The sequence below is a fragment of the Marinobacter xestospongiae genome (assembly GCF_023156385.1).
Lineage (GTDB): Bacteria > Pseudomonadota > Gammaproteobacteria > Pseudomonadales > Oleiphilaceae > Marinobacter > Marinobacter xestospongiae.
On record NZ_JAKZAK010000005.1, the window covers coordinates 200,905 to 223,881 of the forward strand.

General features: G+C 60.0%; 22 protein-coding genes. 13 read left to right on the plus strand and 9 right to left on the minus strand.

Annotated elements, in window-relative coordinates:
* Window positions 1-89: 89 nt before the first annotated feature.
* From MLD24_RS05325 to MLD24_RS05335, 3 genes are all read left to right on the plus strand, one after another.
* A complete protein-coding gene (locus tag MLD24_RS05325) occupies window positions 90-2,279 on the plus strand; it encodes an OsmC domain/YcaO domain-containing protein (RefSeq protein WP_248164904.1) in 2,190 nt (729 codons plus the stop codon).
* Window positions 2,280-2,397: 118 nt separating this feature from the next.
* The gene (locus MLD24_RS05330; RefSeq protein ID WP_227175767.1) at window positions 2,398-2,811 is read left to right on the plus strand and encodes a hypothetical protein; all 414 of its coding nucleotides are present in this window, start codon (window positions 2,398-2,400) and stop codon (window positions 2,809-2,811) included.
* Window positions 2,812-2,842: 31 nt separating this feature from the next.
* Window positions 2,843-3,460, plus strand: a complete 618-nt coding sequence (locus MLD24_RS05335; protein ID WP_248164907.1) for a class I SAM-dependent methyltransferase — start codon at window positions 2,843-2,845, stop codon at window positions 3,458-3,460.
* On the opposite strand, the gene MLD24_RS05340 is transcribed toward MLD24_RS05335, so the two are convergent.
* Window positions 3,406-4,227: an alpha/beta fold hydrolase gene (locus tag MLD24_RS05340; protein ID WP_227175769.1), complete on the minus strand. Its 822-nt coding sequence runs from the start codon at window positions 4,225-4,227 to the stop codon at window positions 3,406-3,408. The two genes, MLD24_RS05335 and MLD24_RS05340, sit on opposite strands and share 55 nt — an antisense overlap.
* A gap of 97 nt (window positions 4,228-4,324) precedes the next feature.
* Window positions 4,325-4,498 (minus strand): hypothetical protein, encoded by a 174-nt coding sequence (locus tag MLD24_RS05345; RefSeq protein WP_227175775.1) that lies wholly within the window; start codon window positions 4,496-4,498, stop codon window positions 4,325-4,327.
* A gap of 275 nt (window positions 4,499-4,773) precedes the next feature.
* On the opposite strand from MLD24_RS05345, the gene MLD24_RS05350 reads away from it, so the two are divergent.
* From MLD24_RS05350 to MLD24_RS05365, 4 genes are all read left to right on the plus strand, one after another.
* The gene (locus MLD24_RS05350) at window positions 4,774-5,784 is read left to right on the plus strand and encodes a lipid A deacylase LpxR family protein (RefSeq protein WP_248164909.1); all 1,011 of its coding nucleotides are present in this window, start codon (window positions 4,774-4,776) and stop codon (window positions 5,782-5,784) included.
* 159 nt (window positions 5,785-5,943) lie between these two features.
* Window positions 5,944-6,267 (plus strand): thioredoxin, encoded by a 324-nt coding sequence (gene trxA, locus MLD24_RS05355; RefSeq protein WP_248164912.1) that lies wholly within the window; start codon window positions 5,944-5,946, stop codon window positions 6,265-6,267.
* 87 nt (window positions 6,268-6,354) lie between these two features.
* Window positions 6,355-7,290 carry a LysR family transcriptional regulator gene (locus MLD24_RS05360; protein ID WP_248164914.1) on the plus strand — a complete coding sequence of 312 codons (936 nt, stop codon included), beginning with the start codon at window positions 6,355-6,357 and terminating at the stop codon, window positions 7,288-7,290.
* Window positions 7,291-7,403: 113 nt separating this feature from the next.
* Complete coding sequence (locus tag MLD24_RS05365; RefSeq protein WP_248164916.1) at window positions 7,404-9,524, plus strand: TonB-dependent receptor; 2,121 nt, start codon at window positions 7,404-7,406, stop codon at window positions 9,522-9,524.
* Between the two features lie 69 nt (window positions 9,525-9,593).
* On the opposite strand, the gene MLD24_RS05370 is transcribed toward MLD24_RS05365, so the two are convergent.
* On the minus strand, window positions 9,594-10,976 hold the full coding sequence (locus tag MLD24_RS05370) for an L-serine ammonia-lyase (protein WP_248164930.1): 1,383 nt from the start codon (window positions 10,974-10,976) through the stop codon (window positions 9,594-9,596).
* 260 nt (window positions 10,977-11,236) lie between these two features.
* On the opposite strand from MLD24_RS05370, the gene MLD24_RS05375 reads away from it, so the two are divergent.
* Complete coding sequence (locus MLD24_RS05375; RefSeq protein WP_248164933.1) at window positions 11,237-13,192, plus strand: methyl-accepting chemotaxis protein; 1,956 nt, start codon at window positions 11,237-11,239, stop codon at window positions 13,190-13,192.
* On the opposite strand, the gene MLD24_RS05380 is transcribed toward MLD24_RS05375, so the two are convergent.
* The 3 genes from MLD24_RS05380 to MLD24_RS05390 all read right to left on the minus strand — a co-directional run bounded on the left by MLD24_RS05380 (window position 13,176) and on the right by MLD24_RS05390 (window position 15,255).
* A complete protein-coding gene (locus tag MLD24_RS05380; protein WP_248164935.1) occupies window positions 13,176-14,372 on the minus strand; it encodes a benzoate/H(+) symporter BenE family transporter in 1,197 nt (398 codons plus the stop codon). The genes MLD24_RS05375 and MLD24_RS05380 overlap by 17 nt on opposite strands.
* A gap of 64 nt (window positions 14,373-14,436) precedes the next feature.
* The gene (locus MLD24_RS05385; RefSeq protein WP_227175783.1) at window positions 14,437-14,634 is read right to left on the minus strand and encodes a tautomerase family protein; all 198 of its coding nucleotides are present in this window, start codon (window positions 14,632-14,634) and stop codon (window positions 14,437-14,439) included.
* Window positions 14,635-14,646: 12 nt separating this feature from the next.
* Window positions 14,647-15,255: a glutathione S-transferase family protein gene (locus tag MLD24_RS05390; RefSeq protein ID WP_227175784.1), complete on the minus strand. Its 609-nt coding sequence runs from the start codon at window positions 15,253-15,255 to the stop codon at window positions 14,647-14,649.
* 209 nt (window positions 15,256-15,464) lie between these two features.
* Between MLD24_RS05390 and MLD24_RS05395 the strand changes: the two genes are divergently transcribed.
* Window positions 15,465-15,818: a winged helix-turn-helix transcriptional regulator gene (locus MLD24_RS05395; protein WP_227175785.1), complete on the plus strand. Its 354-nt coding sequence runs from the start codon at window positions 15,465-15,467 to the stop codon at window positions 15,816-15,818.
* 63 nt (window positions 15,819-15,881) lie between these two features.
* Here the strand turns inward: MLD24_RS05395 and MLD24_RS05400 are convergent, their stop codons facing one another.
* Window positions 15,882-17,213: a sensor histidine kinase gene (locus MLD24_RS05400; protein ID WP_248164937.1), complete on the minus strand. Its 1,332-nt coding sequence runs from the start codon at window positions 17,211-17,213 to the stop codon at window positions 15,882-15,884.
* Window positions 17,200-17,865, minus strand: coding sequence for a response regulator transcription factor (locus MLD24_RS05405; protein WP_248164938.1), 666 nt, complete (start codon window positions 17,863-17,865; stop codon window positions 17,200-17,202). The genes MLD24_RS05400 and MLD24_RS05405 overlap by 14 nt, the downstream gene beginning before the upstream one ends.
* Window positions 17,866-18,026: 161 nt before the next feature.
* Between MLD24_RS05405 and MLD24_RS05410 the strand changes: the two genes are divergently transcribed.
* The 3 genes from MLD24_RS05410 to MLD24_RS05420 are packed head-to-tail and all read left to right on the plus strand — an operon-like array spanning window position 18,027 to window position 21,025.
* The gene (locus tag MLD24_RS05410; protein ID WP_248164940.1) at window positions 18,027-18,554 is read left to right on the plus strand and encodes a cupredoxin domain-containing protein; all 528 of its coding nucleotides are present in this window, start codon (window positions 18,027-18,029) and stop codon (window positions 18,552-18,554) included.
* A gap of 3 nt (window positions 18,555-18,557) precedes the next feature.
* Window positions 18,558-20,288 (plus strand): copper resistance system multicopper oxidase, encoded by a 1,731-nt coding sequence (locus MLD24_RS05415; RefSeq protein ID WP_248164942.1) that lies wholly within the window; start codon window positions 18,558-18,560, stop codon window positions 20,286-20,288.
* Window positions 20,285-21,025, plus strand: a complete 741-nt coding sequence (locus MLD24_RS05420; protein ID WP_248164944.1) for a copper resistance protein B — start codon at window positions 20,285-20,287, stop codon at window positions 21,023-21,025. Before MLD24_RS05415 ends, MLD24_RS05420 begins: the two co-directional genes overlap by 4 nt.
* A gap of 53 nt (window positions 21,026-21,078) precedes the next feature.
* On the opposite strand, the gene MLD24_RS05425 is transcribed toward MLD24_RS05420, so the two are convergent.
* Window positions 21,079-21,846, minus strand: a complete 768-nt coding sequence (locus tag MLD24_RS05425; RefSeq protein WP_248164946.1) for an SDR family oxidoreductase — start codon at window positions 21,844-21,846, stop codon at window positions 21,079-21,081.
* A gap of 133 nt (window positions 21,847-21,979) precedes the next feature.
* Between MLD24_RS05425 and MLD24_RS05430 the strand changes: the two genes are divergently transcribed.
* Entirely contained in the window at window positions 21,980-22,891 is a 912-nt protein-coding gene (locus MLD24_RS05430) for a LysR family transcriptional regulator (protein ID WP_248164948.1), read from the plus strand.
* Window positions 22,892-22,977: the final 86 nt, after the last annotated feature.

Consider the following 22,977-nt stretch of genomic DNA (forward strand, 5'->3'; position numbering starts at 1 on the left):
TTGGCCAAGACGACGGCCGCCAAAAACTGGATAATGGCGACGGGCCATGCCCATGGCGCGCCACATTTTCCAACCCTGGTACCCTCGGAATGCAGATCAACGTCAACTTTCTGGACAACCTCAGACTTGAAGCCAAGTTTGACGACTTCACCGTTATCACCGACCAGCCCATCCGCTACAAGGGCGACGGCTCGGCACCCAGCCCCTTTGACTACTTCCTGGCGTCCTCAGCGCTGTGTGCGGCGTACTTCGTGCGGGTGTACTGTCTGGCTCGCAACATTCCGACCGACAACATCCGGCTGTCCCAGAACAACATCGTCGATCCGGAGAATCGCTACAACCAGATCTTCAAGATCCAGGTAGAGCTGCCGGAGGACATTTCCGACAAAGATCGCCAGGGCATCCTGCGCTCCATTGATCGCTGTACCGTAAAGAAAGTGGTGCAGACCGGTCCGGCCTTTGAGATTGAGACCGTCGAAAACCTCGATGAAGACGCCCAGGCGCTGCTGATGGCGGCGCCCAAGGCGGGTGAGGGCACCTACATCGAAGGCAAGGACCTGCCGCTGGAAGAGACCATCGCCAACATGACCGGCATCCTCGCGGAGCTGGGCATGAAGATCGAGATTGCCTCCTGGCGCAACATTGTCCCTCACGTCTGGTCGCTGCACATCCGTGATGCGGCCTCGCCCATGTGCTTTACCAACGGCAAGGGAGCCACGAAGGAAAGCGCCCTGTGTTCGGCCCTGGGTGAGTTCATTGAGCGCCTGAACTGCAATTTCTTCTACAACGACCAGTTCTTCGGCGAAGAGATCGCCAACAGCGCGTTCGTGCACTACCCGAACGAACAGTGGTTCCAGCCCGGGCCGGATGACGCTCTGCCGGAGGAGATCCTTGATGACCATTGCCGGGCCATCTACGATCCTGACGGTGATCTGGCTGGCTCTCATCTGATTGATACCAACTCCGGTCGCCGTGACCGCGGCATCTGTTCGTTGCCGTTTGTGCGCCAGTCTGATGGTGAGACCGTGTTCTTTCCCTCCAACCTGATCGAGAACCTGTTCCTCAGCAACGGCATGAGTGCTGGTAATACGCTGTTTGAAGCCCAGGTTCAGTGCCTGTCGGAGATCTTCGAGCGGGCGGTGAAGAAGCAGATCATCGAGGATGAAATCACCCTGCCAGACGTGCCGCAGGAGGTCCTGGCCAAGTATCCCGACATTCTCGTAGGTATTGAGGCACTGGAGAAGCAGGGCTTCCCGGTGTTGGTGAAGGATGCGTCGCTGGGCGGCCAGTTCCCGGTGATGTGCGTCACCCTGATGAATCCTCGCACCGGTGGTGTGTTTGCCTCTTTTGGTGCGCACCCGAGCTTCGAGGTGGCGCTTGAGCGCAGCCTGACCGAACTGCTGCAGGGTCGCAGTTTTGAAGGTCTGAACGACGTTCCGCCACCAACCTTCAACAGTCTGGCGGTGTCTGAGCCCAACAACTACGTTGAGCACTTTATCGATTCTACCGGCGTGGTGTCGTGGCGCTTCTTCAGTGCCCGGCCTGACTACGAATTCAGTGAATGGGATTTTTCCGGTTCCAATGATAAAGAGGCCGCCACCCTGTTTGGCATCCTCGAGTCGCTGGAAAAGGAAGTCTATGTGGCGGTCTATCAGGACCTCGGAGCGCCGGTTTGCCGGATTCTGGTGCCGGGTTACTCCGAGGTTTACCCGGTGGAAGACCTGATCATGGACAACACCAACATGGCGCTGGATTACCGGGAGGATATCCTCAACCTCCACTCCCTCAGTGATGATCAACTGGCCGATCTGGCCGAGCGTCTGGAAGGCAGCCAGTTGGACAACTACATGACGATCATCACCCTGATCGGCGTGGAGTTTGATGAGAACACGGTCTGGGGACAGCTGACCATCCTGGAGCTGAAGCTGCTGATTTGTCTGGCCCTGCAATGGCACGAAGAAGCGCTGGAGTTTGTCGAGACCTTCCTGCAGTTCAATGACAACACCGTGGAACGGGGACTGTTCTATCGAGCGATACAGGCAGTGCTGGAGATTACCCTGGATGAGGAGCTGGAGCTCGACGACTACCGCTACAACCTGGGACGGATGTTCGGTGAGGACACCATGGCGGCGGTGGTCGGTTCTGTGGACGGCAGTGTCCGCTTCCATGGCCTGACCCCGACAAACATGCAGCTCGAAGGTCTGGACAAGCACCTGAGACTGATTGAAAGCTACAAGAAGCTGCACGCGGCCCGCGCCGCAAGGGCCGGCTTGGAGTAACTTCCGGCCGGCAGGACTCAGTCGCTTTGGTTCAGCCGACAGGGTGCGGTCGACAAGTGTGGATCGAAAAGGTTGGGCACATTAAGGGTTCAGTGCGATCTCTAGGGAAGGAAAAGGCGTGAAAGCAGTCATACAACAGGAGCCAACAGGCTGCGGTATCGCCGCCAGCGCCGCGCTGGCCGGCGTTACCTATGACGAGGCGAGGGCGGTGGCCAGCAGCCTGGGTATCCGGGCGGCGGATCAGACCCTGTGGTCGGAGACACATCATGTTCGTTGTCTTCTGGATGCAATGGGTATTGCTGTGAGCCCCGTTGAACAGCCGTTCGAATCCTGGGATGCACTGCCCGATCGGGCGCTGTTGTCCATCAAGTGGCGCCGGGAAGCCGGACGTCCGTTCTGGCACTGGGTGGTGTTCGTCAGAGATGAACAGGGCGCCCGAGTGCTTGATTCCAAGAAGGCCTTGGTGAACAACACCCGCCGGGATTTTGGGCGGATGCGCCCGAAATGGTCTATTGCTGTACTCGATCAGTAGGGCTTTCCCGAAACCCCAGAGGTAGGGGCTGATGAAGGAATCCAAAGCGTTCTGGGACAAGGCGGCCGCCCGCTACGCCCGTAGCCCGGTCAAGGATGAGGCCAGCTATCAGAAGAAACTGGCCATCACCCGGGAGTACCTGAAGCCAGACTGGTCGGTGCTGGAGTTCGGTTGCGGCACGGGAAGTACCGCGCTGGCCCACGCACCCTTTGTGCGTGAGATTGTGGCCACCGATATCTCGGACGCGATGATTGAGATCGCAACCGCAAAGGCCACAGAGGCCGGCATCACCAACGTTCATTTTCAGCAGGGCACGCTCAATCATCCAGACCTGACGCCGAACCGTTTCGATGCCGTACTCGGGCTCAACATCCTGCATCTGCTGGAAGACTTGCCCGGCGTGCTGGCAACGATCCACCGGTTACTCAAATCCGGCGGTGTCTTTGTGTCGAGCACGGCCCTGGTCAGCGAGATCAATCTGGTGTGGCGTCTGGCCATCCCAGTGATGCAGCGTGTGGGGCTGGCGCCTTACGTCAATCGACTGGGCCGCCAGGATCTGCTGCAGGCGCTGGCAACCGCGGGGTTCGAGGTTGACTACGATTGGCAGCCGGGTAAGGAATCGGTGTTTATTGTCGCCAGGAAGGTCTGAATCACATCCAGTACCGCGTCTGGGGCGCTGCGGTGGGGAAAGTGGCCGCAGGCCGGAATGACCCGGGCCTTTGCCTGGGGTGTGTGAGCTTCAAAGCGCTCGGGGTGAAGTGTGGAGCCATACTCATCCGCGTCTCCGTGCAGCGCCAGGGTGGGGCACTGGACCTGTTGCATGGCTGGCGCCAGGTCCCACTGTCGAAACGCGTCCGAGCACCAGGTGTCAACCCAGGCCCGTAGCACCCAGTGAGCCTTGCTGCCGTGGTATTTCCCCAGCCGCTCCATCTGTTCGGCAGCTTCAAAGGCCGCTTCTGAGGCCCGGATACCCTCCCGGGTTCGATCTTCCACACAGGTCAGTGCGGAGATAGCCACCAGCGCCTTGCAGCGCAACGGATACCGGGCGGCGCAGGTGGTGGCCATGGCGCCACCGACGCTGTGGCCCAGGGCAATAAACGCCTCAAGCCCCAGTGTTTCGCTCAGGCATGCAAACGCCGCGTCGGCCTCTCGGTCGATGAAATCCAGTGGCAACACGCCAGGGTGCGGGTCGGATCGGCCAAACCCCAGGCGATCGTAGGCAATCACGGTACGGCCGCTGATGGTGGCCAGTCGATCGGGAAAGTCCCGCCAGAGTTCGACGCAACCAAGGGAGTCGTGGAACAGTACGATCGGAGCGGCGGATGCCTGCGAGCTCCCATCGGGACGCCACTGCTTGTAGTACAACTGGCCGGTATCGCCAAGGTCCAGCCAGTGTTCAGAAATGTTCAGTGCCATCACTGCGGCTCCGAGCCGGTGGGGGATTGTCCATCGTACCTACAAACTGATGGCCTGCAACAGTGAGGCGTGCGTCCCTGCATGCCCTTCGGGGGAATCACGCTTTGTCAGTTCTCACTTCACCCCGGTGGACCACCTGGCCGCTGTAAGGGCTCGGCTGGGGGGCTTCGGTACGAGCCTCGTCTGATTTGCGGTCGGCCAGGCTGGCGTTGGCTTGCAGTGAGGCGATGGACATCAGGGTCATGAGGCTGATCAGGGCAATCTTGCGCATAACGGTTTCTCCAGTCTTTCGGGGGATGAGAGGCTCCCGGTGTGAGTGCCCCTCGAGTTGCAGCCAGTATCCCCATGCTGACGTCGGAGGAATAATTGCCTGTCCGTATGTCTCGTATCATCTCCGGTGATGAGTTGTGGCTCGAGACTCATCATTTTTCATGATGTATTGAATTCTTTCTTTCAATTGGTTCCAGCTATCACCGCTGTTTGAGAATGGTCCCAGCTTTTCGGCGTCCGGCTATCAGGGCGTTGGCTTTCTGGGAGGAACATACGATGAGGTGGATTGCTGTCGCGGGTTTTGTGATGACGGCATGGGGGACGTCCGCGCTGGCAGCGCCGCCTGCGACGCTTGCCATTTCCACGGACAACGATCTGTTCTCTCCCACAAGCACCGATAGGGATTTCACTGCGGGACTGGCGGTGACCTACTCCAGCCGCAGTGCGCCCGCGTGGGGAAGCATGGCATCGGCGGCTCTGACCGGGCTGGATGGGTTGCTGGCCACCGATCTGGCGGTCAAACCTTTGGCCTATTCCCTGGAGTTGGGCGCTTATGGCTTCACCCCGGAGAAAATCGAGGCCGCCAACATACAGTTTGATGACCGGCCCTACAGCAGCCTGGTTTACGCCTCAATCAGCCACAGTTACCAGCGCCCCGAAAGCCGCGATGGCTGGACCACCTCGCTGACTCTGGGAGCGCTGGGGCTGAATCTGTTCGAAGCTGGCCAGAATGCCATACATCCTATTGTTGGCAGTGATACCGCCGAAGGCTGGGATCACCAGGTTGCGGACGGCGGCGAGCCAACCCTGCGTTATTCGGCGGCCTATCATCACTACCTGGGCTATGCCCCGGACAGCCAGTTCAAACTCACCGGCTATGGCTCGGTTGGCTATCTTACCGAAGCCGGTATTGCGCTGGTGTTTCGTGAGGGGCTGATTTCCTCTCCGGATAATCGTTTCAACCCGGAGTTGAGCACCTATGGCGAGCGTGGCCCGGCCCTGGCAGCCGGTCCTGCCTCAGAGAGCTATTTCTGGGGTGGCCTGGCGCTCAAGGCCCGGGCCTATAACGCCTTTCTCCAGGGGCAGTTCCGCGACAGTGCCCACACTCTGGCTACGGCTGATCTCCATACTGTGCTGGCAGAGGCATGGGCGGGGTACACCTATTCCCTGACGGATGAGCTCAAGCTGAGCTATGTGCTGCGGGTCCAGAGTTCGGAGATCAAGCGGGGGCAGGGGGACCGAACCCTGGCCTGGGGAGGCCTGGTGCTGAGTCGGTCCTTGCGGTAGCGGAACCAGCGGACGGGTCCCCGCCTTATTCATCACTACAGGAAATGTACGCCATATCGCCAGGCAATTGGTTCTGACACGACGCAGTGGAGACAATCAGCCTGGGATACAACCACTCACACCCGACAATTCCCCGAAAAACACAAAGGAGAACCAATCATGACTGCAATCAACGCCGTAACCGATGCCAGCTTTGACCAACAGGTGCTGGCCAGTGACAAACCGGTACTGGTGGACTTCTGGGCGCCCTGGTGTGGCCCCTGCAAGACCATCGCCCCGATGCTGGAAGAGCTGGTGGATGAGTTTGCCGATCAGCTGACCATCGTTAAAGTGAATGTGGACGAGAACCCGGACATTGCAGGGCGCATGGGGATTCGCAGTATTCCCACCCTGTCCCTGTTTGAGGAGGGGGCGGTCATTGCCCAGCAGACCGGCGCCGGCTCGCTGGGGCAGCTTCGGACGTTCATCAGGGGTAACATCTGATCCGCAGTGGCCACAGGAGACCGTGGCCTCAGTGTATGATGTGACCATCATCGCCACCGATCTCCAGACGATACGGGTAATTCGACTTTGAAGAACCAGGAACTGCAGCTGCTGTATATTTTTGACGCCATCATGACCGAGCGCTCCGTCACCCGTGCCGCCGAGCGGCTGTCGATGACTCAACCTGCGGTGTCCAATGCGATCTCGCGGATGCGTCAGATCTGGAATGATCCTCTGTTTGTGCGCAAGGGCCGCAACATCGAGCCCACCTCTCACGCGCTCAGTTTGTGGGACCAGGTCAGTCGGCCGATGTACGACCTTTCCAACGCGGTCAGCGCGACCCAGTTCGACCCGGCTACGGCCAAGCGCAAGTTCCGAATTGCGGTGACGGATGTGTCGGTGGAGTTGATCTGGCGTCAGCTGGTTCGGCGTCTGGAGGAAGAGGCACCCGGAGTGGATCTGCACGCTGTGCCCTATACCCCGGAGCGCTCTCATGATCTGTTGCGGGAAGCCCACGTGGACCTGGCCGTGGGCCTGTTGACCCAGCATGATCACAGCCTGCGCAGCACCTGGTTGTTTGACGGAGGCTTTCGTCTGGCCATGCGGGCCAATCACCCGTTGGCAGGGCGGCCAATCACGTTGCAGGAGTTTCTGGATGCCCGGCACCTGCTGGTGACGATGTCTGGCGAAGCCCACGGCTTTGTCGACAACTACCTCGATCAGAAAGGCCTGAGCCGCCGGATTGCGGCAACCGTCAATCACTTCTCCATCGTGCCCCAGCTGTTGCGGGAGTCGGACCTGATCGTCGCTATTCCGGAACTGATCAGTCAGGATTGCGGCTTCGTCCATGGCCTGTGGATGGGAGAGTTGCCTTTCAATGTCGATCCTTCCAGCCTGTACCTGATCTGGCACGCCCGCCATGATCGGGACCCCGGAGTCACCTGGATGCGGGAACTGGTCGGAAACCTGTTGCGGGAACGCTGGGCGGAAGTTATGGCCACGGAGCCTTGCAGCCACATCTGATAGAGCGGTCACCATCTCCCAATAAATAATAGTGAGTCGCATTTGCAAACATGTATGCGACTCTTTAGCATGCGGGCGGTTTCCCATGCACTCTTCGAACGACGAGAAGCCGTATGAACCGCTCGCAAACCGTTTCCCTGCTGTTGGCCTCCGGGCTCACGGCCATTATGCCTGCCACCGCGCTGGCCGATGCAAATGGCCAGAACGCGACCAATGCCCTGGACGCGCTGGTCATCTCCGCCTCTCGCAACCAGGCGAGGGCAGATCAGACACCCCAGAAAACCACCGTCATTACCCGCCAGCAGTTGCAGCAGCAACTGGCCATCACCAACGATCCGGGCCAGGTGCTGAGCAACCTGATTCCATCGTACTCGCCGGGTCGCCAGAAGCTGTCCAATGCCGGAGAGACGTTCCGGGGGCGTTCCGCCCTGTTTCTGGTAGACGGGGTACCCCAGAGCAATCCCCTGCGGGACAGCGCACGGGACAGTTACACCATTGACCTGAGCATGGTCGAGCGGATTGAGGTGATCCACGGTGCCAGCGCTGAGCACGGTTTGGGAGCGACCGGTGGCATCATCAACTTTGTCACCCGCAAGCCGGAGGGTGGGCGGGTCAATCAGTCGCTCTCCGCCGGTGTAACGACCGACGACGGTGTGGATTCTGATGGCCAGGGCTACAAGCTGAACTATCGGGTCAGTGGCCAGCGTGGGGACTGGGAATACCTGGCCGGAGCAACCCTGCAGGAGCGGGGCGTGTTCTATGATGGCCGGGATGAGATTGTCGGTATTGCCTATCCGGGCGAGGTGCAGAACTCCAGCAGCTACGACCTGCTCGCCAAGGTCGGCTACTGGCTGGATGACGATCAGAACATTGAGTTTTTCGTCAACCGCTTTGAGCTGGAAGGCAATGGCGACTATGTGCCGGTCCAGGGTGATCGCGCCAATGGTGTGCCCACCACTGCCCGGCGAGGCAATCCGGATGGTGATGCCGGTTACAATGAGGTGATGACTGCGCGGCTGTCCTACACCCATGATGACTGGCTCGGCAATCGGGTGGATTCCCAGCTCTACAGCCAGACCTTCCGTGCCCAGTTCGGCACCACACCATTCTTTCCGTACCTCGATAGCAATGACCAGCCGCAGCTGGACCAGACCCGGAACGAATCCGATAAGCTCGGCGGCAAGTTCACCCTGACCCGGGACGGCCTGCTGGAAGACCGCCTGACCCTGACGACTGGCCTGGACCTGCTGCAGGACGAAACCCGCCAGATGCTGGTAGAAACCGGCCGAACCTATGTGCCCAAATCCCGGTTTCGCAACCTGGCGCTGTTCCTGCAGGGCGACCTTGAGGTCACCCGGGGCCTGACCCTGCATGCAGGCGCCCGGCATGAGCGTGCCAAACTCAAGGTCGACACCTACAGCACCATCGATCGCAGTAACGTTACCCAGGACAAGGTCACAGTGGACGGTGGCAACCCGGATTTCGACGAGACCCTGCTCAATGCCGGGGTGGTCTACCAGATCAACGACTGGGCTCAGGTGTACGGTAACTATTCCGAAGGGTTTGGCATGCCGGATGTTGGCCGGGTACTGCGCGGCATCAGCGAGCCTGGTCAGGACGTGGACTCCCTGCTGCAATTGCAGCCCATCGTCACCGACAATCGGGAGGTCGGCACCCGCTTCAACTGGGATCGTTATCGCCTCGAGATCAGCTACTACGAATCGGATTCCGACTACGGTGAACGCCTGACCGAAGTGGACGGTGTCTGGGTCGGAAACCGGGAAAAGACCGAGATCAAGGGAGCGGAAGTCACCGCTGAGGCCGACCTCAATGATGCTCACGCCCTGGCGCTTTCCTACACCTACGCCTCCGGCAAATCGGATACCGATGGCGACGGCTCGGTGGACACCAAACTCACCGGCATCAACATCGCCCCGGAAACGGTCAAACTGCGCTGGTCCGCCCAATGGAGCCAGGTGCTCTCAAGCCAGTTGCAGCTGAGCCACTACCGCGATCGCAACGTTGATGGCGATAGCCTGGATTTCGATGGCTACAGCCTGGTGGACGGCGCGGTGACCTACCGTAGCGGCCTCGGCCGCCTGTCGCTGGGTATCGAGAACCTGCTCGATGAGGACTACATCACCTACTACTCCCAGGCCGCCCGCGCCAGTGACGACTATTACTTTACCGGCCGGGGGCGGACCCTCACCCTGGGCTACCAGCTCGACTTCTGAGCGGGTTCTGGCCTGTTCGCGGTGGTGGGTTACCGACAATCCTTTGAATCCAATGGTGGCCGGCGGTCATCAGCACTCGGTGACGTTGACCGCCAGGCCGCCGTGGGCGGTTTCCTTGTACTTGTCGAGCATGTCCGCGCCGGTGTCACGCATGGTTCGGATGACCTTGTCGAGGGAGACCACGTGGTCGCCATTGCCCCGCAGGGCCAGCAGGGCGGCGTTGATGGCCTGGACCGCACCCACGGCGTTGCGTTCGATGCAGGGGATTTGCACCAGGCCGCCCACCGGATCACAGGTCAGCCCCAGGTGATGCTCCATACCGATCTCCGCGGCGTTCTCGACCTGTCGCGGGCTGCCGCCGGTAACGGCGGCAAGTCCGGCGGCGGCCATGGCGCAGGCCGAGCCGATTTCCCCCTGGCAACCCACTTCCGCGCCGGAGATGGACGCGTTCTCCTTGAACAGGATTGCAATGGCGGCAGCGGTGAGCAGGAAGCGGACCACACCGTCCTCATCGGCCCCCGGACACCAGTGCCAATAGTAATGCAGCACCGCCGGTACGATGCCGGCGGCGCCATTGGTGGGGGCGGTGACCATGCGTCCACCACCGGCATTTTCTTCGTTGACGGCGAGCGCATAGAGATTGACCCAGTCCAGGGCACTCAGGGACGGTGCAATCAAAGCCTGCTGCTCCAGGGAAGTGAGCTTGGTGTGAAGAGCGGCGGCCCGTCGCTGGATACCCAGTCCGCCGGGCAGGCAGCCCTGCGCGCGAATGCCGTTGTGGACGCAATCCTGCATCACCTGCCAGATCGCCAGAATGCCGTTGCGAATGTCGTCCGGGGCGCGCCAGGTCTGCTCGTTGGCCAGCATGACTTCAGCCATGGACAGCCCGTGGCGCTGGCAGTGTGCCAGCAGCTCTGTCGCGGTGGTGAAGGGGAAAGGCAAGTCGCTGCGGTCGTCCACCAGCCGGTCGTCGCCGGCGGCCTCTTCCTCCACCACAAAGCCACCGCCGATGGAGTAGAGCGTGCGCTGTTCCAGCGCCTGGTGATCGTTGTCGTAGGCGGTGAAGCGCAGTCCGTTGGCGTGAAAGGGCAGGGTCGTTTCCGGACGGAAGTGGAGGTCTCGCGCAACATCGAATTCGATGGCGACTTCACCATTCAGCTTCAGTTGCCGGTGATGATCGATCTCTCCGGCCCGCGCCGGAACCCGGGCCGGATCGACCGAGTCGGGCAGATGCCCCTCCAGCCCCATCAGCACCGCCGGCCCGGTTCCGTGACCTGGCCCGGTGGCGCCCAGGGAGCCGTAGAGGTCGATGGTGATGCGGCGCACGCTCGACAGTTGCGCGCTTTGCGCCAGTATCTGAACAAAGCGGTGGGCCGCAGCCATTGGCCCCACAGTGTGGGAGCTGGATGGGCCGATGCCGATTTTCAGCATGTCGAACAGGCTGATTGCCATGGCGGTGCCCCGGTTGGGTTGGTTGGGTGATGGCCATTTTGATGCAGCAGACAGGGCATAGCATAGCGCCCGCGGGCCCGATTTTCGTGCCCCGAGGCGACGCCAACCTGGTGATATGCGACAGAAACGAGACGGATCGGACAGGATTTATGCGCCATCGGGGGGCATGCTCGCCCGGCACCGTCTAAGCTACTTGAAAACGGATGTTCCATAACCTACGGATGGCAAAATTTATTGCACATCGATGGAATACTGAATCCATGACAATCCGAACCCGCTTCCTTGCTGTATTGCTGGCCGGTGTAACATTGCCCACCGTTGTGATTGCCGTGCTGGCGCTCTACCAGTTCCGGGCCAACATCCTCGCCAACTACCAGGCCACCAGTCTGGCTGAGATGAGACAGATCGAGCGGGGGTTCGCCTTCTACCTCGACGGTCTCTCCTCCAGTGCCGAATTCTTTGCCAATACCGACGCCATCCGCCAACTGGATGACACCGTTACCCGCTTCGTTGACTCGGTGGGCAACGATGCGGCGCCCGCCAATGTCAGTGCCGTCGAGCAACGGGCGTTCCGCTTGATGGATGACTTCGGACAGTCCCGGGAAGATCTGGCCTACGTGTTCGTGGGGTTGAGCAATGGCAGCTACATCCAATGGCCCGCCGGCGGGGTGCCAGACAACTACGATCCACGGGTACGGCCCTGGTACCAGACTGGTCAGTCCGGAAATGGTCAGCCGGTGCGGGTGCCGGCCTACGCCGATGCCAACACCGGCGCGCCATTGCTGGACTATGTGGTGGAATTTGAGACAGAGAGCGGCCTGACCGGCGTGATGGGGATCGACGTGACCCTGAAGCGGCTGACTGATCTGATCGGCAATGTCCGCCTGGGGGAATCCGGCTATCTGGTGCTGATCGAAGACACCGGTACCGTGCTGGCCGATCCCCGCAACCCGGATAACAACTTCAAGCCCGTGAACAGTATCGACACCCTTTACAGCGAGCTGGATACGTCCTCCGGGTTGAAGAAAGTGGAGTGGCAGGGAGAGCACTGGTTCGTCAATCAGTTCACCTCGCCAACCAGCGGCTGGACGTTTGTGGGGGTGGTGCCATCCCGCGAGGTGCTGGGCAAGGTATCGCAGACCCAGCAGTTTATTCTCTGGATCAGCATCGCCCTGGTGGTGCTGTTCGCCGGCCTGGGCTACTGGATCAGCGCGGTGATCTCACGGCCAATCCTGGCAGTGACCGATGGTCTCAATGAGGCGGCCAGTGGCGAAGGGGATCTGACCAAGCGTCTGCGCCAGGACCGAGAGGACGAGACAGGCCAGATGGCGCGGGCGTTCAATGGCTTCTCGACGGTCATTCATGACTTGATTGTGGCAATAAAGGGGCGGGCCAGGGCAGTGGCGGATGAAGCAAAAACTGCCACAGAAGTTTCCCGGCATATTGAGTCCATCGCCTCGGCCCAGTCTGAGTCCCTTGAGCAGATCTCCACCGCCAGTAATGAGATGGTGGCCACCGCCAACGAGGTGGCGCAGAACTGTAACGACACCGCCGAGTCGGCGGACCGTTGCCTCGCCGAGGTGGGCAATGGCACCGAGCAGATCACCCAGACCCAGAACAGTGTGCACCAGCTCGCTGCCACCCTCACGGAAGCCAACAACGCCATGGGGGAGCTGGCGGAGGAGAATAAGAACATCACCACCATCCTGGACACCATTCGCACCATTGCCGAACAGACCAACCTGCTGGCGCTGAATGCCGCCATTGAGTCTGCCCGTGCCGGTGAGCACGGCCGCGGCTTCGCGGTGGTGGCGGATGAGGTCCGCGAGCTGTCTCAGAAAACGGCCCAGTCCACCCAGGAGATTGACACCCTGCTGTCAGCCCTGAACGAACGCACCGTCACTGTATCCAGCAAACTGGCGGGCAGCGCGGAGCATTCCGACGCCACGGTGCGTACCGCCCAGGAAGCTGCCGACACCTTCCTGACCATTCAGGAACAGGTCAGCCGCATCCGCGACATGGCGACGCAGATTGCCGCCGCTACGGAAGAGCAGCATTCGGTGGCAGAGGACATCAGCAAGAACGTGACTGGGGCCTACAACGAGGCCTCCCGCGCCCGCGATGTGGCCGTGAGTGCCAACAAGACGGCGTCGTCGCTGAGTGATCTCTCTGATGAACTGGCGGATCTGGTCCGGCAGTTCAAGACCGCGGAGTAGCTGACAGCGTGTGCTGTTGCGGGCGGGCATTGAGAACCAGCAGAGTCAGGCCTCCGGCTACCATGCCCCAGAACGCAGCGCCCACGCCAAACAGCGTCAGGTCCGATGCGGTCACCAGAAAGGTGATCACCGCCGCGTCCCGGTGGGATACCCGCTCGAGAGCTGTTGCCAGGCTACCGGCAAAGGTACTGACCAGGGCCAGACCGGCAATGGCGAGTATCAGGGCCGTCGGCAGAGCAGCAAACAGGGCCCCGACAGTGGCGCCGAAGATGCCGGTCAGCAGGTAGAAAATCCCGGCCGACACCCCGGCAACATAGCGTTTCCGGGGATCCTCGTGCGCTTCTGGTCCGGAACAGATCGCTGCGGTAATAGTGGCCAGGTTGAGCGCAAAGCATCCAAACGGGGCCAGCACGGTGGTTGTGGCGCCGGTCCAGCCCACCAGGCTCGATACCGGAGGGCGGTAGCCCGCGGTTTTCAGCACCGCCAGGCCTGGGGCATTCTGTGATGCCATGGTCACCGCAAACAGTGGCAGCGCAATCCCGAAAAACGCTTCGAGGCTGAACGTGGGTGCCACGAACACCGGTGTGGCCAGCGCCAGGGTCAGGTCATCGGTCGCTATTGTGCCTTTGGCAGAGGCGATCGCCAGGCCAATCAGCAGCGGAGCCAGGGCGGCGTAGCGCGGCAGCAGCCGGCGGGTGATCAGGTAGGCCAGGAACATCCCGAACACCAGGGTGAAGGATGACTCCATGGCGACAAAGGCATCCAACCCGAACTGCAGCAGGATGCCCGCCAGCATGCCGGCGGCGATCGCCATGGGGATTCGGTCCATCAGGCGTTCGAACCAGCCCATAAATCCTGCCAGGGTCATCAGCAGGCCAGAGATCATGAAGGCGCCGATGGCTTCGTTCATGGTGGTGCCGGACGCACTGCTGAGCAACATGGCGGCACCGGAGGTGGACCAGGCGGTGGCAATGGGCATCCGGTAGCGGAGCGACAGGGCGATTCCGGTGACCGCCATGCCGATGCCCAGCGCGAGCATCCACGAGGCGACCTGTTCCGGTGTGGCTCCCAACCCCCGGGCCGCCTGGAACACAATGGCGGCCGAACTGGTGAAACCCACCAGAACCGTAATAAAGCCGGCATTGATGGCCGATAAAGACACGTCCCTGACCTGTCGCATACGGGTTCCTCTTCGTTGCAGGTTGAATAGCGAGCCAGCCGGGCGGCTGGCTCAGTCGTTGGGTTTACTCCGGTTGCCGCCGGGAAACCGGCAGCCCTGCGACGCCCCAGTTGTCAGTGGCAACTTCATCAATCACCACAAACGTTTTTTCCGGAGCCTTGTTCAGTACGTCTTGCAAGAGCTGGGTGGTACCGGCAATCAGTCGGGCTTTCTGCTCGGAGGTGACACCGGTGTCTGTGACACGAATATGGACAAAAGGCATGGGCTTGGCTCCTTATGGGTTGGATGTCGCATTTTCCCGCCGCACGGCTTCTGCGAACGACGGCAGGCTGGTGACGCCTGCAATCATCCGTTCAGCCCGTGGCCCGAGGGGAATGGTGACCGGAAAGTTTGGCCCCCAACTGGCGTACACCGTAAGCAGCAGATCGACGATGTTGGGTTCGTTACCGCCCATGTAGGGGGTATCGGCAAGCCGGTCTTCAACGATCTGCCACAGGTTGGTCAGGGCGGTGGCTGCGCCGTCGAACGCTGTGGCTTTCTGATCCGGCTCGGTGACTGTGGCGTCAATGAAGAACAGGCGACCATAGGCCGGATGCACGGTGGCGTTGGCAAACATCAGATCCTGCAGGAACTGGTAGCGCTGCTTGTGGTCGCCGGGCAGCATCTGGCTCTGATGTTTCTCCAGCAGATACTGGATGATCACGGCGCCTTCGCGGAGCGTCAGGTCGCCATCCACCAGAACCGGCACCTGACCGGTCGGGTTGATGTCGCTGTAACGGTCGACGGTGGTCCGGTCGATGAGCTTGACCGGCTGGTCCAGCTCGATCAGCAGGGTGAGGATGGCCCGTGAGCAGGCGCCTGGCAGGTAGTAAAGAGTATACATGGGGTGACTCCCTGGTTTGGTCTGTGGGTGTGCCAGGGATAATAGAGGTACCGAGTTACCAAAGTATACTAGATATACCGATGTAACATCATTCTGTGGTTACCCCCTGGTAACCTGTTACGTTATAGTTACCCAAAGTAACTCTTGCATCATGCAGGCTGGTGAGCCCCGGCAAACTGGCAATCTGCGGACCTTTGAGGACATTCCCGATGCTACCAAGACGAAAAAACCAGGTTGAAGAACCGCCGGAACAGTGTCCGCTTGGCGAATGCCTGAGTGTGATTGGCGGAACCTGGACACCGAACATCATCTGGTACCTGAGCGAGCATCCCAGGCGTTTCAGTGAATTGAAGGACGACATACCCGGCATATCCGCCAAGATGCTGACGTCGCGACTGCGCAAGCTGGAGGCTGACGGCGTGGTTGAGCGGCGGGTGGAACCGACTTCACCGCCCAGCGTGGAATACCGGCTTACCGATCTCGGTCAGGAACTGAAGCCCGCGATTGATGCGATTGTGAGCGTTGGGCACCGATTGAAGGAACGCCGGGCAGAGGGCGACTGACCCGTCTGGTCATTGCGTTGACCGAACGGTCCTTTGAGTGACCTGAGTGCCTGGCAGGGTGGCCTAAGGTGTGCCCGGAAGTTGAATGGCGGCCATCAGGCCGCCGCCAGGTGCAAGTGAGAAGGTGACCTCGCCGGCGTAGCGGGCGACGATGTCGTTGACGATGGCCAGCCCCAGGCCGTGGCCTGGGGTTTGCTCATCCAGCCGTAGGCCTCGGGTTCCCAGGCTGTCCAGGGCGCCAACGCTGACGCCCGGACCATCATCGGCGACGGTGATCAGCAACGATCCGTGGTGGCGAGCCAACGTCAGCTCAACCCCGGTCTGAGCCCATTTGCCGCCGTTGTCGAGCAAGTTACCAATGAGTTCGTTGAGATCCTGTTCTTCGATTTGCCAGCGATCGTCGTCGCCAAGGGTAGTGGAGAGCTCGAAGCGTTTGTCGGGGTATAGCCGGCCCATCATCCAAAGAAGATCCCGAGACTGTTTGACCGGCAGGGCGCTCTTGCCAACCTGGGGACCGGCAAACCGGCTACGGCGCATTTCACTTTCCAGTTGCCGGTCCAGCTCACCAAGTTTGCAAGCCATCTCCCGGCGAAGGTCGGTATCGAGTGGTCGATCGGTGTCTTCCAGCAGTTGCCGCACAGCGGCTATGGGTGTTTTCAGGCTGTGAGACAGATTGGCGAGGGCTTCCCGGGATCGGGTCAATCGCTGGTCGAGAGAATCCAGTAACTGATTGAGCTGCAGCACCAGTGGTCGGAACTCCTGGGGCGCCGAGCCATCGATCCGCGAGCGTTGTCCTGCCTGGAGCAGCTTCAGTTCAGCTTGAAGCTGGCTGACGGGTCGCATGGACAGGGTAATGCCCAGCCAGATGATGATCGCCAGCAACAGAATCAGCGCAATGGACACAATGGCAGTCCAGGTATGTAACGCTGACTGGCTGTCTTTGAGGGCCGCCATGTCCTCCGCAACGAGAACTGTAATGGCTGCGCCATTGAGCTGGAACGTGCGCCGGAAGGCCAGCAGGTCGACCGGTTCACCATCGGGGCTGAGCCGAATGGCGCCCTGCTGGCGTGACTGCAGTAGCGGCGTGAGTACCGACTGCCAGGAGGTGGGCGAGATCAGGGTTTTTGTCGGCGTCTGTATCGCGAACGCGTGGTGGAAGACCTCCTCGAAATAGTCGCCGGTCCGCAGGGCGCCTATGGCACCGTTGACATTGCGGATCTGGTGCTCGAGAAAGGTCACCTCGTCCTGTAGCCGGTTCTCAACAAACTCCCGGGACATCCGGTCCAGTAACAGGCCGTGTATCACCCAGGCCAACGCCATAAGCCCGATGCCCGCAGGCAGCAGCACGGCCAGCAGGGCGCCGCGTATCGAGCGCGGACGTTTAATTCTGGTCATCGAACACATACCCCTGACCGCGGCGGGTGACTATGGCGCCGGCGCCTACCAGCTTTCTCAGGCGCCGGATGTAGGCCTCAATGATGTTCTCGCTGGGACTGTCGCTGAGGTTGTACAACTGCTCCATTAGCTGCTCTTTGGAAAAGACCCGGCCGGGGCGACTCATCAGGCATCGCAGCAGCCGATACTCGGTACCGGTCAGGCTGTGATTGCTGCCGTCCTGCAAGGTCAGGCTCTGTCGATTCTCATCCAGCTCCAGTCCACCGACCTTCACCACTGAGAGACCGCGCCCCTCGCTTCGTCGCACGATGGCGTTAAGACGGGCGATCAGTTCCTCGGTCTGGAATGGTTTGGCGAGGTAGTCATCCGCGCCCGCCTTCAGACCATTCACTTTGTCCTGCCAGTCGCCCCGGGCGGTGAGGATCAACACCGGAAAGCCGTCGCCGGCCCGCCGCCAGGCCCGCAGCACGTCCAAACCGTTGCCGTCAGGCAAGCCCAGATCCAGAACCGCGACCCGATAGTCCTCCTGTTTGCCCAGTACCAGTGCTTCACGGGCGGTGTGGCTGACATCGACGCTGAACCCTGCACCCTCGAGCTGGCCGGTAAGCCCGTTGGCCAGCAGGGAATCGTCTTCCACAAGCAGCAGTCGCATAAAGGCTCCCATTAGTTCGTTAGCGCAACCAGCCCGACAGTATGGCTGCGGAAGCTGAATCCAGCCTGAACGCAAGCGCAGGGTTGTTTTCAGCAAGAGTTCAGTTTGGTGCGCGATGGTATCGGGGTTTTAACGCAAATGTCCTTCCAGGAGAAGACGGAATGAGAGCAATCACGCTGTTTGCCGCCACGCTGGCCATGTCAATTTCAACCGCCGCCCAGGCGGGCGGTAGCCACGGAGGTGGCCATGGGGCGGCTACGGGACAGCCTGGCCAGGCAGATGCCGTCAGCCGCACGATCAATGTGGTCATGCATGACAACTATTACGAACCGGAGTCAGTCAGCGTCAGTCCCGGCGAGACGGTGAAGTTTGTGGTCGAAAACCGGGGAAGGTTGGTGCACGAGTTCAACCTTGGCACCCCAGCCATGCATGAGGCCCATCAGAAAAAAGTGCAGATGATGGTGGCGCATGGCGTGATTCAGGGAGGCTCCATCAACCACGAAAGGATGAATATGGATATGGGGAACGGCCATTCCATGAAGCACGATGACCCCAACAGTGTTCTGCTTGAGCCCGGTGAGAGTGCCGAGGTGATCTGGACGTTTCCGGATGACGTCAGTCTTGAGTTCGCCTGCAATGTGCCTGGGCACTACCAGGCCGGGATGTACGGTGAGGTGACGTCGGAGTAAGCCATGATCAGATTCTCATTGCTGGCAGGGCTGTTTGCCCTGATTGTGCCGCCGCTGGCCTTGGCCGGCGAGTACGACCTGACGGTCGACCGGGTCAAAATCGACACCGGTGAGTTTGTGAAAGAGGGTATCGGCTACAACGGCGCCTCGCCTGGGCCGGTACTGCGATTCAGGGAAGGTGAGGAAGTCACCATCAACGTCACCAATAACCTGGATGAGATGACGTCGATCCATTGGCATGGACTGATCCTGCCTTTTACCCAGGACGGGGTTCCGGGGATCAGTTTTCCGGGTATTCCAGCCGGTAAAACCTTTACCTATCGGTTTCCCGTTGTTCAGAGCGGTACTTACTGGTTCCACAGTCACTCCGGCTTTCAGGAGCCGGATGGGGCCTTTGGTGCGATTGTCATCGAGCCTGAGGCCAGGGAGCCGTTTCGCTATGACCGTGAGTACGTGGTGCAGCTGACCGATAAGCATCCCCACTCCGGGGATCGCATCATGCGCAACCTGAAAACCTCGGCGGATTACTACAATCGCCAGCAGCAGACCGTTGGCGAGTTCTTCTCGGACATCTCTGAACAGGGGTTTATGACGACTCTGCGGGATCGCCTCGCCTGGGGTGATATGCGAATGATGAAAGCCGATGTCGAGGACGTTCAGGGCTTTGTTGGAATGATCAACGGCAAGGGGCCGGAGCAGAACTGGACCGGGCTGTTCGAGCCCGGTGAACGTGTGCGCCTTAGGTTCATTAACTCCTCAGCCATGACCTACTTCGATGTACGCATTCCAGGGTTGGATATGACAGTGGTGCAGGCTGATGGCAACAACGTTCAGCCGGTGACGGTGGAGGAATTCCGCATTGGGGTTGCCGAGACCTACGACGTTATCGTGCGTCCCCGGGACGCCCAGGCCTACACCATCTTTGCCGAATCCATGGGCCGATCGGGCTACGCCAGAGCCACCCTTGCGCCGGAATCCGGCATGCAGGCGCCAGTGCCGGCCTTGCGTGAGCCAGCCCGCTTGACCATGGCCGACATGGGCGGTTCGCACGTTATGAGCCATGGTGATGGCGCCAATATGGCCGACATAGACCATTCGGGCATGGAAGGAATGGACCATGGCAACATGGCGGCCATGGGTCACGGTGAGATGAATCATGGCGAGATGAATCACGGTGACATGGCGATGATGAATGGCAACGCCCGTGATCCTTTCTACGCACCAGGCAGCGGCCTGACACCAACGGCAGCCAGCGGTGGTAAGTTCCTGTCTTATGCTGACCTGCGGGCGCAACAGCCTCTCTACGAAGATCGTGAGCCAACCCGGGAAGTCGAGTTACGACTGACCGGCAACATGGAGCGCTACAGCTGGAGCATCAACGGTGTCAAATACGAAGATGCAGACCCCATTCGTCTGCGGTATGGCGAACGCGTCCGCTTCAAGTTTGTGAACGAGACCATGATGACTCACCCCATGCATCTCCATGGTATGTGGTCAATCCTGGACGTGGGCGCTGATCAGTGGAATCCCGTCAAGCACACCATCAATGTTCAACCGGGCACCACCGTGTATATGGAGACAGAAGTAGACGCCGCTGGCCAATGGGCCTTCCATTGCCACCTGTCGTATCACGCCGCCGCCGGCATGTTCCGTAAGGTCATTGTTGAAGGTGGCCCCGAGTCCATGTCATCAGCGCTAGACAGCGTAAACGCTACGGCCGGAGGTGATTTATGAAACGGTTGGTACTGGTAACGCTTCTGGCGAGCAGTGTGCTGTCGCCAGTTGTCTCTGCGCAGCAACTGATGGAAGACACCACCGAACGGAAACAGGCGTTGCGGGTGTGGGGGGCTCAGTTCGAGGAGCTCGAATACCGATACAGCGACGATGATGAAGAGCTGGGCGTCTGGAAGGCGGACCTGTTTTACGGCACCGATGAGTTCAAGGCTCGCTGGCTGTCCAACGGGGAATACGCGATTGATGAGCAGGCCTACCATACCCTCGAGAACCAGTTAATTGGGCAGGTGCCGGTGTCGGAGTTTTTCGATGCCAGGGCGGGTATCCGATTTGATACCCCGGAGGGGCCAGATCGGACCTACGCTGTTGTTGGGCTATCCGGCTTGGCACCCCAGTGGTTTGAGATCGATGCCAGTCTATACGCCAGTCAGGACGGCGATGTATCGGCAGAGTTCGATGCGGAGTACGAACTGCTGATCACCAACCACTGGATTCTGGTCGCCTCCGTTGACGCTTCTATCGCCTTCAGTGAGGACCGGGAGATTGGTGTGGGCAAAGGCCTGGTGTCCACAGAGACCGGGCTGAAGCTGAGCTACGATCTGATTGATCGATCCTTCTCGCCCTACATTGGCGTGGTTCATGAACGCAAGTATGGCGATACCGCCGATCTTGCCAGGGACCAGAGCAGCGGCATAGAGGATTGGTTTGCGGTTGTTGGGGCCAGGCTTTCATTTTGATCCGTGGCAGTCCTGGGCCCGTCAGACCTACCGGGCCCAGGTTTTAAGAGACGTTATCGGGTTACAAAGCCTCCGTTGATAAAGAGGATCTGCCCGGTTATCCAGCGAGCCTGCTCCGACACCAGAAATTCGACGGCCGGAACCACGTCGTCAATAGTGCCAAGTCGATTCGCGACGCTGGCAGCGCTCAGGTAGGCCACGGTCTGATCAGACTCCTGATCATGAAAGAATGGCGTGTCGATCGGTCCGGGTGCAACGGCGTTGACGGTGATGCCCCGGTGGCCAATTTCTTTGGCCAGCGCCCGGGTAAAGTCCTCGAGGGGGGCTTTGGAGCCTGCATAGACGCCATAGCCGCCTGTGAAGGCGCCGACCAGCGAGGTGCTCATATTGATGATACGACCGTTGTCTGCCAGACATCGGGCAGCTTGCTGCATCACCAGGAATGCCCCTTTGGTATTGGTCCGAAAACACCGGTCAAAGTCCTCCGGGCTATAGTCCATAAATGGTTTCTTGATGATCATGCCGGCGTTGTTGATGACGATGTCGAGCCTGCCAAAGGTTTCAACTGTCTGCTCAAACACAGAGTTCACCTGCTCTGGCTCGGCCAGGTCGCCCTGAATGATCAGCGCCCGGGCACCGTTCTGTTTCACCAGTCGCGCGGTTTCGTTGGCGTCACTCGCTGAGTTGTCGCTGTGATAGTGCGCGGCAACATCGGCGCCCTGGGCGGAAAGAGCTTCCGCAAAAGCGCGTCCCATGTTTCTGGCGGCTCCGGTAATCAGCACGACTTTTCCCTGCAGGCCAGGGTGCTTTGACGATGTCATGATTGGTCTCCTGTATGCGTGAGTGCGCCCCATCAGGGGGATACCGGAGATGTTATTGATTGCGTTATTGTTGAGGTAGCTGGTTTTAAAGCAACGTATGGTTGCGTAATTTGCAATAAGCTGGGAGTGGCGTATGGCCCATGAGCAGGTGTTTCTCCGGGTTGTGGAGGCGGGTAGCCTGAAGGCAGCAGCGGAGCAGTTAAACACTGCGCCGTCGTCCGTCAGTCGTCGGATTGCAGCACTGGAACAGAGCCTTGGTGTCAAGCTTTTGCAACGTTCCACCCGGCGATCAGTGCCGACAGAAGCCGGCCAGCGCTATTATCAGGGATTGCGTTCATTGGTGGCTGAGAAGGAAGCCCTGGAGGCGCAGATTCGCCGGCAGACGGACACCCCCAGCGGCCTGCTACGAGTCGCTGCACCCCAGGAGTTCGGTGCGACTTTTGTGGTTCCGGTGATTACTGAGCTGCAGAACTGTTACCCGGAACTGGCCGTTGAGTTGATCCTGGGCAGTCGGTTCGAGGATCTGGCCTCCCAGGATATTGATGTCGCTATTCGCGTCGGGCAACTGCCGGATTCCGGGCTGATCTGTCGTCGGCTCGGTGATGTGCCCCGGGTGCTCGTAGCCGCCAGCACCTTTTTCAATGATCGGGCTCTGCCTGTGAGCCCGGATGATCTGAAAGCCCTGGACTTCATCTTCTACGGTCGAGAGTCCGCACGTCGGCCGATTGCACTCACCGGGCCTGAAGGTCGGGTGGATGTTATGGTAAACGGGCGCTTGTGCGTCAATCACCTGGCGACGATTCGGGATCTGGTCTCTGAGGGGCGGGGCGTACATCTCGGGCCGGTCTGGGCTTTTCGTGAAGGCCTCAGCAACGGCAGCTTGGTTGCCCTGTTGCCGGACTTCCAGCTTGAGGCGTTTCCCCTTCACGCCCTGTACAAACAGACGCCCTACGTGCCGGCCAAGATTCGCCAGTTCATTGATCGGATGGTGCTTGCCTGTACGCCTGAGGCATTGGGAGACAGCCGCGGCATGGAGCATGGGTGAGCTTCCCTTGGGCGAGTCCCGATCAGGTTTGCTATGGTCTTGAGATCAGGGAGTGTTGCTGATGAACTCCTTGGCCAAACCACCAA